The 14,383-nt window shown below is 63.9% G+C and carries 8 protein-coding genes; 4 read left to right on the top strand and 4 right to left on the bottom strand.

All coding sequences use genetic code 11. The features are described 5' to 3' along the window. Positions 1 to 32: 32 nt before the first annotated feature. Positions 33 to 1,919 carry an MFS transporter gene (locus tag C8J36_RS11715; protein ID WP_132535104.1) on the bottom strand — a complete coding sequence of 629 codons (1,887 nt, stop codon included), beginning with the start codon at positions 1,917 to 1,919 and terminating at the stop codon, positions 33 to 35. A 452-nt stretch (positions 1,920 to 2,371) separates the two neighbouring features. Between C8J36_RS11715 and C8J36_RS11710 the strand changes: the two genes are divergently transcribed. Both C8J36_RS11710 and C8J36_RS11705 read left to right on the top strand, forming a co-directional pair. Beyond that, entirely contained in the window at positions 2,372 to 3,406 is a 1,035-nt protein-coding gene (locus C8J36_RS11710) for an aspartate-semialdehyde dehydrogenase (RefSeq protein ID WP_062593604.1), read from the top strand. A gap of 163 nt (positions 3,407 to 3,569) precedes the next feature. Beyond that, positions 3,570 to 4,385 (top strand): lytic transglycosylase domain-containing protein, encoded by an 816-nt coding sequence (locus C8J36_RS11705; protein ID WP_062593603.1) that lies wholly within the window; start codon positions 3,570 to 3,572, stop codon positions 4,383 to 4,385. 142 nt (positions 4,386 to 4,527) lie between these two features. Here the strand turns inward: C8J36_RS11705 and C8J36_RS11700 are convergent, their stop codons facing one another. Next, positions 4,528 to 5,169 (bottom strand): carbonic anhydrase, encoded by a 642-nt coding sequence (locus tag C8J36_RS11700; protein WP_062593600.1) that lies wholly within the window; start codon positions 5,167 to 5,169, stop codon positions 4,528 to 4,530. Between the two features lie 120 nt (positions 5,170 to 5,289). Then, positions 5,290 to 6,165: a pyridoxal kinase PdxY gene (gene pdxY, locus C8J36_RS11695; protein ID WP_132535102.1), complete on the bottom strand. Its 876-nt coding sequence runs from the start codon at positions 6,163 to 6,165 to the stop codon at positions 5,290 to 5,292. Between the two features lie 219 nt (positions 6,166 to 6,384). On the opposite strand from pdxY, the gene C8J36_RS11690 reads away from it, so the two are divergent. Next, positions 6,385 to 11,211: an NAD-glutamate dehydrogenase gene (locus C8J36_RS11690; RefSeq protein WP_132535100.1), complete on the top strand. Its 4,827-nt coding sequence runs from the start codon at positions 6,385 to 6,387 to the stop codon at positions 11,209 to 11,211. Next, entirely contained in the window at positions 11,211 to 12,620 is a 1,410-nt protein-coding gene (locus tag C8J36_RS11685; protein WP_132535098.1) for an MFS transporter, read from the top strand. The genes C8J36_RS11690 and C8J36_RS11685 overlap by 1 nt, the downstream gene beginning before the upstream one ends. A gap of 19 nt (positions 12,621 to 12,639) precedes the next feature. Here the strand turns inward: C8J36_RS11685 and purH are convergent, their stop codons facing one another. Then, positions 12,640 to 14,253: a bifunctional phosphoribosylaminoimidazolecarboxamide formyltransferase/IMP cyclohydrolase gene (gene purH / locus C8J36_RS11680; protein WP_132535096.1), complete on the bottom strand. Its 1,614-nt coding sequence runs from the start codon at positions 14,251 to 14,253 to the stop codon at positions 12,640 to 12,642. Positions 14,254 to 14,383: the final 130 nt, after the last annotated feature.

Here is a 14,383-nt window from a genome sequence, read left to right as displayed (position 1 = left end):
CCGGGTTCGTATCCTTCGAAACTCAGACTTTCTCAATCCATGGCGTGGATGTCGCGATCCTTTGTCTCCGGCAGGAACAAGAGGCCGATCACCAGCGTGATGCCTGCAAAGATGATCGGGTACCAAAGGCCGTAATAGATGTCGCCCTTGGCCGCGCTCATTGCAAAGGCCATGGCCGGAAGCAGACCACCGAACCAGCCATTGCCGATGTGGTAGGGCAGGGACATGCCCGAGTAGCGGATGCGGGTCGGGAACAGCTCGACCAGAAGCGCCGCGATCGGGCCGTAGACCATGGTCACGTAGATAACCAGCACCGTCAGGATGGCGATCGTGCCGATCCAGTTCACGCGCTGCGGATCGGCGACCATCGAATAGGTCCCGCCGTTCGCCACCGTGTAGACCGGCATCGACGTCACGCCGGCCGCTTCCTCGGCCGTCAGCAGCTTGGCAGCCACCAGTTGGTCGGCCGTCATCGTCGCCGGCGCCGACGCGCGGACCGTTGCCGGATCGAGCGACAGTTCCGGATTGCCGGCAACGAAGCCGTCGAGCCTGCTGTCCGGCACCTTCGCCGCACCACGCTGCAGGGGATAGCCCGCATCGTGAAGTGCCATGTTGATGCCCTTCTCGAAGGCCGAAGCCTTGGTCTTTGCATCCGCACCGGCAGCCACGGTGTCGTAGCTCGGCACGCTGGCCTCGCCGATCTTCACGGTCGCGGCCTGTCCGGCCGGACCGGGAACGATGTCGTAGGGCACGGAATTGCGCGTCAGGAACGCGGTTGCGACGTCGCAGGAGGTGGTGAACTTTGCCGTGCCCGTGGGGTTGAACTGGAAGGTGCAATCCGCCGGATCGGCCGTGACCGTCGCGCGGACGGTCGCCTGAGCCTCGGCCAGCGCCGGGTTGGCCGTCCAGGTCATCGCCTTGAACAGCGGGAAGTAGGTCAGCATGGCCAGCAGCAGCCCGGCCATGATGATCGGCTTACGGCCGATCTTGTCGGAGAGCAGACCGAAGATGACGAAGAAGCTCGTGCCGACGAGCAGCGAGATCGCGACCATGATATTGGCCGACTGACCATCCACCTTCAGGATGTTCTGCAGGAAGAACAGCGCATAGAACTGGCCGCAATACCAGACGACGGCCTGGCCCATGGTGGCGCCGAAGAGCGCGAGAATGCCGATCTTGGCGTTCTTCCAGGTTCCGAAAGCCTCCTTGAGAGGCGCCTTCGAGGTCTTGCCTTCTTCCTTCATCTTCTTGAAGGCCGGAGACTCGTTCATCTTCAAGCGGATCCAGACGGACACGCCGAGAAGCACGACGGAGACCAGGAACGGAATGCGCCAGCCCCAGGCCGCAAACGCCTCCTTGCCGAGGGCGAACTGGACGCCGAGGATGACGATCAGCGACAGGAACAGCCCGAGCGTCGCCGTCGTCTGGATCCAGGACGTGAAATAGCCGCGTCGGCCCTGCGGCGCATGCTCTGCCACATAGGTGGCGGCACCCCCGTATTCGCCGCCGAGCGCCAGACCCTGCAGCATGCGCAGGAGGATCAGGATGATCGGTGCGGCGATGCCGATGGTCGCGGCACCCGGCAGGATGCCGACGAGGAAGGTCGAGAGACCCATGATGAGGATGGTGACCAGAAAGGTGTACTTGCGCCCGACGAGATCGCCGAGCCGCCCGAAGACGAGGGCGCCGAAGGGCCGGACGAGGAAGCCGGCGGCGAAGGCGAGCAGCGCGAAGATATTGCGCGTCGTTTCCGGATACTGACTGAAGAAGGTTGCGCCGATATACACGGCAAGCGAACCGTAGAGATAGAAATCATACCACTCGAACACGGTGCCGAGCGACGAGGCGAAAATGACCTTTCGCTCCTCCCCGGTCATCGGTGCGGCCTTCGTTCGGCCCACGGATGTCACATTTGCCATTGCAGTCGTCCTCCCAAAACGTGCATGCCACGATCCTCCTCGATCGGTTTACCGGATGCACCGATAGGCAAGAATGCCAGATCGCAGACCCATCGGGCAGCGATGCTTTCGGCTTATGACTTTCGTCTAAGACTACGCTGCGTCCGGCCCGTCCCTGCCGGTGAAAAACCTTGACTTTATCGGCGGAATGAATATGAGCAGCAACGGAAAGGGAAGGGTTCATGCTTCGTCGGATGTCCATCATCGGCAGCGCAGACGGTCTTGCTTCGGCAGGAGCGCGTGAATCCATGTCCGCACTTTTCACAAACACGGCCAAAACGACGACGAAAACCGTCTGACGTCTCTGGCCCACCGCTCTCTCCCCGGCACGGCCGGGGACGCGAAGCCCGCGCCGCAGGCGGTCCGGGTTTCTCCCCCAGCTTCCGCGGAGAGAAGAGAAAGAGAGCAAGACAATGGGTTTCAAGATCGCCGTAGCAGGCGCCACCGGCAATGTCGGGCGCGAAATGCTCAACATCCTTTCCGAACGCGGTTTCCCGGCCGATGAGGTCGTGGCGCTGGCCTCCGCCCGGTCGCATGGCACCGAAGTATCCTTCGGCGACAAGACGCTGAAGGTCAAGAACCTCGAGAATTACGACTTTTCCGACACCGACATCTGCCTGATGTCGGCCGGCGGCGCTGTGTCGCTGAAGTATTCCCCGAAGATCGGCGCGCAGGGCTGCGTCGTCATCGATAATTCCTCGGCATGGCGCTATGATGCCGACGTGCCGCTGATCGTGCCGGAAGTGAACCCTGATGCGATCACCCAGTTCACCAAGCGCAACATCATCGCCAATCCGAATTGCTCCACGGCGCAGCTCGTCGTCGCGCTGAAGCCGCTGCATGACTTCGCCAAGATCAAGCGCGTCGTCGTCTCGACCTACCAGTCCGTATCGGGCGCCGGCAAGGACGGCATGGACGAGCTCTTCAACCAGACCCGCGCCGTCTTCGTCGCCGATCCGGTCGAAAGCAAGAAGTTCACCAAGCGGATCGCCTTCAACGTCATTCCGCACATCGATAGCTTCATGGAAGACGGCTACACGAAGGAAGAATGGAAGGTTCTGGCCGAAACCAAGAAGATGCTCGACCCGAAGATCAAGGTCACCTGCACGGCCGTGCGCGTTCCCGTCTTCATCGGCCATTCGGAATCGGTCAACATCGAGTTCGAGAACGAGATCACTGCCGATCAGGCCCGCGACATCCTGCGCGAGGCGCCGGGTTGCTTGGTCATCGACAAGCACGAAAATGGTGGATACATCACGCCTTACGAAAGCGCCGGTGAGGACGCGACCTATATTTCACGCATTCGTGAGGATGCGACCGTCGAAAACGGTCTGAACATCTGGGTCGTCTCCGATAATCTGCGCAAGGGTGCAGCGCTCAACGCGATCCAGATCGCGGAACTGTTGGTTGCACGTGGGTTGATCACGGCCAAGAAGCAGGCTGCCTGATCACCGGCAAGAAATGAGGGAACCCGCCAATCGAATGGCTGGCGGGCCCCGGACCAGATGTGAAGACGAACGCTTGCGGACGGATTCACGTGAAACATCAAGGCGCTGCCTCTGCTTGCGAGCAAAGTCGGCAGCCATCAGAAGCAGGGCTACGGGGTTTTTTATGCTGAAGAAGACGTTCGCACTGGCAGGTCTTGCACTGGCTGCAGCCACCGCCCTCGTACCGCAAGCAGCCTTTGCCGCCAGTTGCGGCAACACCTCCGCCGGCTTCGATGCCTGGGTGCAGGATTTCAAGCAGGAAGCCTCCGGCCGGATCAGCCCGGCCGTTCTCGATCGTGCCTTTGCCAATGTGAATTACAACACGGCGACCATCCGCGCCGACCGTGGCCAGAAGAGCTTCAAGCTTTCGCTCAACGAATTCATGAAGAAGCGCGGTGGTGCTGCCATCGTCTCGCGCGGAAAGAAGATGAAGGCGCAGAATGCGGCGCTCTTCGCGTCGATCGAACAGCGCTACGGCGTGCCCGCCGGACCGCTGATTGCGATCTGGGGCATGGAAACCGGCTTCGGCGGCTTCATGGGCAAGGAGCACACGCTGTCCGCCGTCTCCACGCTCGCCTATGACTGCCGTCGGTCCGACTATTTCACCGACCAGCTCTACGCAGCCCTGACGCTCGTCCAGCGCGGCGATCTCTCGACGGACGCCCGCGGTGCGGCGCATGGCGAAATCGGCCAGACGCAGTTCCTTCCGGCAAACGTCGTGAAGTACGGCGTCGACGGCGACGGCAACGGGCATGTCGACATGGTTCGGTCCAAGGCCGACGCCCTGACCTCCACGGCGAACTTCCTGCGCGGTCATGGCTGGCGGGCAGGGGGCGGCTACCAGCCGGGCCAGGCCAATTTCGGCGCGATCCAGGGCTGGAACGCCGCCAGCGTCTACCAGCAGGCAATCGCCCAGATCGCCGCCGACATCGACGGCTGATCTCTTCAATCCTGTCTTATGCGGAGCCCCGGCCAGACAACGGTCCGGGGCTTTTTCATATCCGGACATGGGCTCGGACGTGAAAAAGGCTGCGATGGTTTGATCCAGGCAGCCTTTTCACGCTCTCATGTCATGCGTCGCATCATGTTCCGGGCCGGGAAAAATCACCCGACTTCGGATCCATCACCCACAGTTCCCCGGTCGAAATATCGAACCAGGCGCCGTGAAGCTGCAGCTTGCCGCGCTGTTCTAGGATCTGCACGCAGGGGAACGTCCGCAGATTGACGATGGAATTGCGGATCGACACATGCTCCATCGCGCGCTGGCGCTCCGCTGCCGTCATGATGGCGTTGCCGGCGATCTGCTCGGCCGCCGGCTTCAGCATGTTCATCCATTTGCCGATGAAGTCGCCGGGTGACAATGGCTCCGCATCGGCATCGAGCACGGCCTTGATGCCGCCGCAGCGACCGTGTCCCATGACGACGATATCCTTGACGCGCAGCGACTGGACGGCGAATTCGAGTGCTGCCGACGTCGAATGATACTGGCCGTCCGGCTCGAAGGGCGGAACCATGTTGGCGACGTTGCGCACCACGAAGAGTTCGCCCGGGCCGCTGTCGAAGATCGTCTCCGGCGCCGCGCGCGAATCGCAGCACGCGACGATCAGGGTCTTCGGCTGCTGTCCGGATTCAGCCAGCGTCTTGTAGCGGGCCTGCTGCTCGGAGAAACGGCCGGTCATGAATTTCCGGTAGCCGCCAAGCAGGTTCTCTGGAAAATTATACATGTGACTTTGCCCTTTTTTCTGCCTGTGTTTAAACGCCGATGGTGCGATGAGGCAAGAGCATCGCGGCAGGTCGGTTAATGCGGACGTGGAAAGCACGCAAACCGCCCTTGAAGACGGCTCTCAGCGTTTGCGCGCCTGCCCCGGATGCATCAGGTGACGCATCTGCACGAGCGACATGGGACCCGTGAGGCAATGTGCATCCTGCTGCAGCGTCAGCTCGTCCGCGCCGCGACGCGCCGAACGGGCGACCATCTCGAACACGCTGGCGGTCGCAAGCTGCAGCGCCTTCTCCTCGCTGTGGCCCTCCAGAATCCTTCCCAGAAACAAAGCTGCCATCAGATCGCCTGTTCCGTTGGGCGGATTGTCGACCAGCCTGTGCTCGGCAAGCAGCGCGTGATGCCCGGAGAGATAGAGGTTGCCCGTGCTTCCATTCATCATCGCGATCGCCGATGTCACCAACATCCGCGATGGCCCAAGCGCCAGAGCCGCTTCGAGAATGGCCGCATTGCTGTCGAGAGCGGCGCTCGAAAGCCAGGACAGCTCGAACCGGTTCGGCGTGGCCAACCCCGCGAGCGGAATCAAGCGATCCCGAATGCCCGAGGCCACCGTTTCCGGCACGTAGAGATCGCCCCTGTCGCCGATCACCGGATCGCAGGCATAGAGGAGGTGAGGGTTGCGCGCCTTCAGCGTCTCCACCAGCCGCGCGACCGCCTCGATCTGCTGCGCATTGCCGAGATACCCGGACAGCACGGCGCGGACCTCGCCGATCCAGGGCGACGCCGCAAGCTCGCCCAGCATGGCATCGAACGTCTCGGGATCGATCGCCATCCGCGTCGAGCGGCCATGGCCGGGATGCCAGGGCATGATGACGGTCGGCACGGCCCAGACGGTGAAGCCCAATGTTTCCAGCGCAAACACGGCTGCCCGATTGCCGACGGAGCCGCGCATGACGTGGCTGGAAATGACGATGACGGTGCCGGCAGCGGTCTCGGACATGCAGCGGGTCTTTCTCTCGGGCGCGCTCCCGACAGATCGCCCAATGGTCATACCGCTGTCAACTGTGCATGGGAGGGGAGGGAAGGTGGAAACCACGTGACGCGGAACACCGGCACTAAGGCACATCGGCGCTTTGGAAGAAACTGGCAGGCTTGCGGTCGCAAATGCGAATTCTTCTGCTAGGTTCAGGGAAAAACAACGGTCGGAGGACGCAAAATCATGGGCACACGACATCATCCGAAGAAAACCCGGTTGATCGGCGACATCGAGCAGGCGGCCGAGCGCCTCGGTCAGCCTTTCCTGTCGCCGGCCATCCTCTTCGGACGCGCGAGCCCCGATGATATCGCCGCCTACGATATCGGCATGCTCGCCAGCGCCGCCGTCCACGCCTACAGAGAAATCAAAGCCCGCAGGAAAGACACCTCCCGCGTCACCGTGACCGATCTGGAAAGCGTCAGGCCCGGCGGGGCAGCGATCTCCGTCCTCTGCGTCACCGACCGCAACATGCCCTTCCTCTATGATTCCGTCATGGGCGAGGTCACCAGCCGGCATCGCGACCTGTCGCTTGCCGTCCACCCGATCCTCGTGGTCTCCAAGGGTTCCGAACCCGTCCTGTTCGACCCCGAGGAAGAGAGCGATCCCGCCGACCGGGTGAGCCATATCCAGATCCATCTCAGCCATCTTTCGCCCGACGAGGCGAAAGCACTGGTCGAGGCGGTTGAAACGGTGCTCGCGCAGGTCCACCAGGCCGTCGGCGATTGGGAGCCGATGAAGACGCTCCTTGGCGAGGCCATGGGTGAGCTGGAACGGCATGCCGCAAACAAGCGCGAGGCCGATCGCGACGAGGCCCTCGCCTTCCTGACATGGCTGCGCGACGACAATTTCACCTTCCTCGGCATGCGCGAATACAGCTATTCCGGCGACGGGCAGAAAGCGACGCTCGACCGCGGCACCGGCCATGGCCTCGGCATTCTCTCCGACCCCAATGTGCGCGTGCTGCGCCAGGGGCTCGACGCCGTGGTCACCACGCCGGAAATCCTCGCCTTCCTGCAAGGTCCGGATTTCCTGATCGTCACCAAGGCGAATACGAAGGCCGTCGTCCACCGCCGTGCCTATATGGATTACATCGGCATCAAGCGCTTCGACGCCAAGGGCAACGTTATCGGCGAATTGCGCGTCGTCGGGCTCTTCACCTCCACGGCCTATACGCGTTCGGCCTCCGACATTCCGCTGCTGCGGCTCAAGGTGCGGCGGGTCATCGAGCACTTCGGCTTCGACCCGCACGGCCACTCCGGCAAGATGCTCATCAACACGCTGGAATCCTATCCGCGCGACGATCTTTTCCAGATCGACGTCGAGGAACTGCAGGCCTTCTGCGAGCAGATCAACGAACTCGCCGATCGCCCGCGCGTCCGCGTTCTCCCGCGCATCGACCGCTTCGACCGCTTCGTCTCGATCATCGTCTACGTCCCGCGCGAACAGTATGATTCCCGCGTGCGCGAGCGCATCGGCGATCTCTTTAAGGATCTCTACGAAGGCCGGGTTTCCGCCTATTATCCGGCCTTTCCGGCTGGCGGTCTCGCCCGCGTCCATTTCATCATCGGCCGTTCCGGCGGCACGACGCCGCGGATTGCCCAGAGCACGCTTGAAGACGCCGTCCGCGAGATCGTCACGCGCTGGGCCGATCGCTTCCATCTGCTCGCCCGTCGCGATGGTGTCGCGCTGAGCGTGACCGAAGGCTACCAGGCGGCGTTCACCCCTGCAGAAGCCTATGCCGACCTGCCCGATATCGCAGCTGTGCGGACGGACGACCCGATCCGCATCGCGTTCTACGAGCGTCACAGGCCACAACTGGCACAGGACGCCGAACCGGATACCACCGAGGCTGAGACTGCCGATCGGCTCGAGCTGAAAATCTTCCACGCCGATCACGCCGTTTCCCTCTCCCAGCGCGTGCCGCTGCTCGAAAACCTCGGTTTCCGCGTCGTCAGCGAGCAGACGCATGACATCTCCATTTCCGACGGAGACGGCGAGCGATTGGTGGTCTTGCACGACATGGAGCTGATCCACCGCGACGGAAAAACGCTCGACGTCTCGTCCATGGGACCGCTTCTGGAAGAGGCCTTTCTGTCCGCCTGGACGGGCAAGATCGAGGATGACGCCTTCAACCGGCTGATCCTCCTCTCCGGCCTCAATGCCCGCGACGTGACGGTGCTGCGCGCTTACGCGCGATATCTCCGCCAGGCCGGCATCCCCTATTCCCAGGGTCTGATCGCCGAGACGCTCAACAAATACCCCCGGGTTTCAGCCGCTATCTTCCATCTCTTCATTGCCCGGATGGACCCGAAAACCGAGGAAACGGCGCGATCGCGAGAGGTCTCCGCGCTCCAGGCAAGCCTTGAAGACGCGCTCAACGCGGTGCCGAGCCTCGATGAGGACCGCATTCTCCGGCGCATGATGAACGCGGTGCTTTCGACGCTGCGCACCAATTATTTCCAGCGCGACGAAGCCGGCGAACCGCGCGTCATGCTGGCCTTCAAGTTCGATCCGAAGCTTCTGGACGGCCTGCCGGAACCGCGGCCCTTCCGCGAGATCTTCGTCTACGGCGTCGAGGTGGAAGGCGTGCATCTGCGTTTCGGCAAGGTCGCCCGCGGCGGCCTGCGCTGGTCGGACCGGGCACAGGACTATCGCACCGAGGTGCTGGGGCTCGTCAAGGCGCAGCAGGTCAAGAACGCGGTGATCGTGCCTGTCGGCGCCAAGGGCGGTTTCTTCCCCAAGCTGCTGCCGGCCGGCGGCGCGCGCGACGAGATTTTCCGCGTCGGCACCGAGGCCTACAAGACCTATATCCGCACCATGCTGTCGATCACCGACAACATCGTCGATCAGCAGATCGTGCCCCCGAACGACACGCTGCGGCTGGATGGTGACGATCCCTATTTCGTCGTCGCCGCCGACAAGGGCACGGCCACCTTCTCAGATACGGCCAACGGTCTGGCGCAGGACGCCGGCTTCTGGCTCGACGATGCCTTCGCCTCCGGCGGCTCCGCTGGCTACGACCACAAGAAGATGGGGATCACCGCGCGCGGTGCCTGGGAGACCGTCAAGCGCCACTTCCGCGAAATGAACATCGACATCCAGACGACCCCCTTCAGCGTCGTCGGCGTCGGCGACATGTCGGGCGACGTCTTTGGCAACGGCATGCTGCTGTCGCGCCAGATCCGCCTTATCGGCGCCTTCGACCATCGCGACATCATCATCGACCCCGATCCCGACATCGCCGCCTCCTTTGCCGAGCGCGAGCGGCTGTTCGCGCTGCCCCGCTCAAGTTGGCAGGATTACGACCGCTCCGCGCTGTCGACGGGCGGCATGATCATTCCGCGAACGGAAAAATCGGTGAAGCTGACCCCGGAAGCGGCGGCAGCCATCGGGCTTGAGAAGACGCAGGCAACCCCCTTCGAAATCATGACGGCCATTCTGAAGGCGCGCGTCGATCTGCTCTGGTTCGGCGGCATCGGCACCTATGTCCGCGGACCGACCGAGACCGATTCCGATGTCGGCGATCGTGCGAACGACCCGATCCGCATCACCGCGGACGAGGTCGGCGCGCGGGTGATCGGCGAGGGCGCCAATCTCGGCGTCACGCAGCGTGGCCGCATCGCCTTCGGCCTTGCCGGCGGCCGCTGCAATTCCGACGCCATCGACAACTCGGCCGGCGTCAATTCCTCCGACGTCGAGGTCAATATCAAGATCGCGCTGGCTTCTGCCATGCGCGACGGCCGCCTGACGCGCGCCAAGCGCAACACGCTGCTGGCATCCATGACCGATGAAGTCGCGTCCCTGGTGCTCCACAACAATTACCAGCAGTCGCTCGCGATTTCGCTGACGGAAATGCAGGGCGCCGCCAATCGCACCTCGCTTGCGCGCCTGATGACGCGACTGGAGACGGAAGGGCTGCTCAACCGCAAGGTCGAGGTCCTGCCGAACGACAGCGCGCTCAGCGAACGCTACCAGTCCGGCAAGGCGCTGACCCGTGCCGAAATCGGCGTGCTGCTCTCCTATGCCAAGATCGTTCTCTTCGACGAGATCGTGGACAGCGACCTGCCGGACGACCCCTATTTTCACGAGACGCTGATCGGCTACTTCCCCGGCAGGATGCAGAAGGCGCATCAGGGCGATATCGAGACCCATCGCCTGCGGCGCGAGATCATCGCCACGCTGCTCTGCAACGACGTCATCAACCGGGGCGGACCGGCCTTCGTCTCCACCATGATCGACCAGACCGGCTTCCTGCCGGCCGATGTGGTGAAAGCCGCCGTGCTGACCCGTGACGGTTACGACCTGCCGCGCCTCTACAAGGCCATCGACGCGCTCGACAACAAGGTGCCGGGTAGCGTCCAGAACGAACTCTACCAGGATGTCGGGCGCATCTTCGCCATCGTTACCGAGCGCACCTTGCGAACCCGTGCGACCACCGGGCCACTCGGCCAGGCGATCGACAGGCTGCGCAAGGCTCTGGAAAACCTGAAGACGGCCGCACATGGCGCCGTGCCCGAAGAAGCGGGCACGGAGATCGAGGCGCGCGCTGCAGCTCTGATCGAAAAAAGCGTTCCCGAGGCACTGGCGCGGGATATCTCGCAGCTGTTCCTCATCACGCTCGTGCCGGAAATCATGCAGATCTCCGGGGTGGCGGGAACCTCGCTCGGCCGAACCGCGCAGAGCTACTTCGCGGTGACGCAGAGCCTCAAGGTCGGCCGGTTGCTGGCAGCGGCCGAGCGCATCATCACCACGGATCCTTACGAGGCCATGGCGCTTGCCCGCAGCACCAGCGATATCGCCGATGCCCGCCGCGCGATCACGATCGCCGCGCTCACCCAGCGCAAGGGCGAAAAGCAGCCGGTGCTTGCCTGGCAGGAAGGGGCTGCCGACCGCTTCAACCGCGTCGTGACGCAGCTGACGCAGATGACGGAGAAGGGCGAAACGACGCTCGCGAAGATCACCGTGGCGGCAGGCCTCTTGAGCGATCTCGCCGAAGACAGGGCCGGCTGATGGCCGATGCGGTGGAGGCAGCGTCCGCGCGCTCAGGCCAAGCCAAGGTCGGACGCGCGGGCCTCTGGGGCTGGATGCTGTTCGATCTGGCAGCCCAGCCCTTCTTCACCGTCGTCATCACCTTCATCTTCGGCCCTTACTTCGTCTCCCGCCTGACGGACGATCCGGCAGCGGGACAGGCAATGTGGGGCTATACGCTGACCGTCTCCGGCCTTGTCATCGCGGTGATGTCGCCGGTCCTCGGATCGCTGGCGGATGCCACCGGCGCGCGAAAGCCCTGGATCGCCGGTTTTGCCATCGTCAAGATCGCCGCTCTCTCGGCGCTCTGGTTCGCGGTTCCCGGGTCTGCGCTGATCCTGCCCTTCGCCTGCATCGTGCTGGCGTCGATTGCCGCCGAGTTCTCCATCGTCTTCAATGACAGCATGATGCCGCGTCTGGTGCCACCGGAGGAGACCGGCCGGATCTCCAACATCGCCTGGGGCATCGGCTATCTCGGCGGCATGATCGTCCTGATCGCCGTCGTCGCGCTTCTCGCCGGCAGTCCGGAGACAGGCCTGACGGCGCTCGGCATCGCCCCGCTCTTCGGCCTCGACCCGGCAACCGGCGCCGATGCCCGGATCACGGGCCCGCTCGCGGCTGCGTGGTACGCGCTCTTCATTCTGCCGATGTTCCTCTTCACGCCGGACGCGCCGAAGACGGCGGCGTCGCCGAGCAGAGCGATCCGGGAAGGCCTCACAGACCTGAAAAGCGCGGTTCTCGGCCTTCGCGAGCGGCGGGGCATTCTCAAATTTCTGATCGCCCGGATGATCTTTCAGGACGGCGTCAACGGTCTCCTGGCCTTGGGCGGAACCTTTGCGGCGGGCATGTTCGCCTGGCGGACGCTCGAACTCGGCCTCTACGGCATCATCCTCAACATCGTGGCGATCGGCGGATGCCTGTTCGCGAGCCGTCTCGACACGGTGCTCGGCTCCAAAGCCGTCGTCGGTCTCAGCCTCGTGAGCCTGATCGTCGCCACCATCGGCATCGTCTCGACCGGCCCCGGCTTCACGCTGTTCGGCCTCGTGCAACTCTCGTCCGCCGACAGCGGTGGCCTGTTCGGCACGATGGCGGAGAAGGCCTATATTCTCTTCGGCCTGCTGGTGGGCATCGCCTTCGGGCCGGTGCAGGCTTCCGCCCGCTCCTATCTCGCCCGCAGCGTCGCGCCGGAGGAGGCGGGCCGCTATTTCGGCCTTTACGCTTTATCGGGCCGCGCGACATCGTTTCTAGCACCCGCCAGCGTCGCGACGCTGACGCTCGCCACCGGTTCCGCACGCATCGGCATGATGGCGCTGATTGCGTTTCTCGTCATCGGGCTGCTGATCCTCCTGACGACCCCCTATCCGGCCGACAAGGGCGACCGGATAGGATAGGTTTTCGGCCCGTTGCGGCTTAATGCCGGAAATGGCGCATGCCGGTGAAGACCATGGCGACGCCGGCCTCGTCGGCCGCGGCGATGACCTCCTCGTCGCGCATCGAACCGCCCGGCTGGATGACGGCGGTGGCACCGGCCGCAACGGCCGAGAGAAGACCATCGGCGAACGGCAGGAAGGCTTCGGACGCGACGGCCGAACCGATCGTCAGCGGCTTGTCCAGCCCCAGCGCCCGCGCGGCCTCCTCGGCCTTGATCGCGGCGATGCGCACCGAATCGACCCGGCTCATCTGCCCGGCACCGATACCCACCGTCTGGCCGTCCTTGGCATAGACCACGGCATTCGACTTGACGTGCTTTGCCACCTTGAAGGCGAACTTCATGTCGATCAGTTCCTGCGCCGTCGGCGCGCGGCGGGTGACGACCTTGAGATCGAGATCCTCGACCATGCCATTGTCGCGGGTCTGAACGAGGAGACCGCCCGCCACCGTCTTGGCCGACAGGCCGGGCAGGCGCGGATCGGGCAGGGAGCCGGTGACGAGCAGGCGCAGATTGGCCTTGCGGGCGATGATTGCCTTGGCTTCGTCGCTGACTGCAGGGGCGATGATCACCTCGGTGAAGAGCTTGACGATCTCCTCCGCCGTCGCGCCGTCCAGTTCCTGGTTCAGCGCGATGATGCCGCCGAAGGCCGAGGTGCTGTCGCAGGCCAGCGCACGCCGGTAGGCCTCCACCAGCGTCGTCGCCGTCGCGACGCCGCAGGGGTTGGCATGCTTGATGATGGCGCAGGCCGGTGCGGTTTCCGGCGGAAATTCGGCCACGAGTTCGAAGGCGGCGTCCGTATCGTTGATATTGTTGTAGGAAAGCTGCTTGCCCTGCAGCAGCGTCGCGGTCGCCACGCCGGGGCGGTTCTCGCCGGTGACATAGAAGGCGGCCTTCTGATGCGGATTCTCGCCGTAGCGCATCTCGTCCTTCAGCACGCCGCCAATCGCGCGATGCCGCGGCATCGGCGTGTCCAGCACCTCGGCTAACCAGCCCGAGATCGCCGTGTCGTAGGCGGCCGTCCGGGCATAGGCCTTGGCGGCCATCTGGCGCCGGAAGGCGAAGGTCGTCGCTGCGTCCTCGCCAAGCTGCGCGATCAGCGTGTCATAGTCCGACGGGTCGGTGACGACGGTGACATAGGCATGGTTCTTCGCCGCCGCGCGGATCATGGCGGGGCCGCCGATATCGATATTTTCCACCGTCGTCGGATAGTCGCCGCCCTTGGCGCGCACGTCCTCGAATGGATAGAGGTTGATCACCGCGAGATCGATCGCAGCGATGCCATGGGTCTCCATGGCCGCAACGTGCTCGGCATCGTCGCGGATCGCAAGCAGGCCGCCGTGCACACCCGGATGCAGCGTCTTCACGCGGCCGTCCATGACCTCGGGGAAACCCGTCAGCTCGGACACGTCGCGAACCGGCAGACCTGCCTCAGACAAAGTCTTGTGTGTGCCGCCGGTCGAGACGAGGGCGACGCCTTTTTCCTGCAGGGCACGGGCAAGCTCCACGATGCCGCTCTTGTCGGACACGGAGAGGAGAGCCGTGCGCAGGGCGACGCGGTCGGGGGCGGGAATGTTCTTGGAGGCAACGGCCATGACGGGCTCCTGGCGGCAAGGGGCGGGGAAGCCGGCGGGCACGCGAAACCCCGGCCGGCAGGATGCCGCTGGCGTTAGCACAGCTGACGCCGCGAAGAAACCGCAGCAGATCGCGGACGGCCGTCATTTC

Origin of the sequence: Rhizobium sp. PP-F2F-G48 (genome assembly GCF_004342335.1) — a bacterium.
In the GTDB taxonomy this organism is placed as follows: Bacteria; Pseudomonadota; Alphaproteobacteria; order Rhizobiales; family Rhizobiaceae; genus Ferranicluibacter.
The sequence above is the reverse complement of the archived record's forward strand: the minus strand, read 5'-3'. Positions and strand labels throughout refer to the sequence as shown.

Excerpts from the sequence above, each read along its gene's own strand:
- C8J36_RS11715 (WP_132535104.1), bottom strand. The coding sequence starts at position 1,919 with ATGGCAAATGTGACATCCGTGGGCCGAACGAAGGCCGCACCGATGACC.
- C8J36_RS11690 (WP_132535100.1), top strand. The coding sequence starts at position 6,385 with ATGGGCACACGACATCATCCGAAGAAAACCCGGTTGATCGGCGACATC.
- C8J36_RS11685 (WP_132535098.1), top strand. The coding sequence starts at position 11,211 with ATGGCCGATGCGGTGGAGGCAGCGTCCGCGCGCTCAGGCCAAGCCAAG.
- pdxY (WP_132535102.1), bottom strand. The coding sequence starts at position 6,165 with ATGTCCGAGACCGCTGCCGGCACCGTCATCGTCATTTCCAGCCACGTC.
- C8J36_RS11700 (WP_062593600.1), bottom strand. The coding sequence starts at position 5,169 with ATGTATAATTTTCCAGAGAACCTGCTTGGCGGCTACCGGAAATTCATG.
- C8J36_RS11705 (WP_062593603.1), top strand. The coding sequence starts at position 3,570 with ATGCTGAAGAAGACGTTCGCACTGGCAGGTCTTGCACTGGCTGCAGCC.
- C8J36_RS11710 (WP_062593604.1), top strand. The coding sequence starts at position 2,372 with ATGGGTTTCAAGATCGCCGTAGCAGGCGCCACCGGCAATGTCGGGCGC.
- purH (WP_132535096.1), bottom strand. The coding sequence starts at position 14,253 with ATGGCCGTTGCCTCCAAGAACATTCCCGCCCCCGACCGCGTCGCCCTG.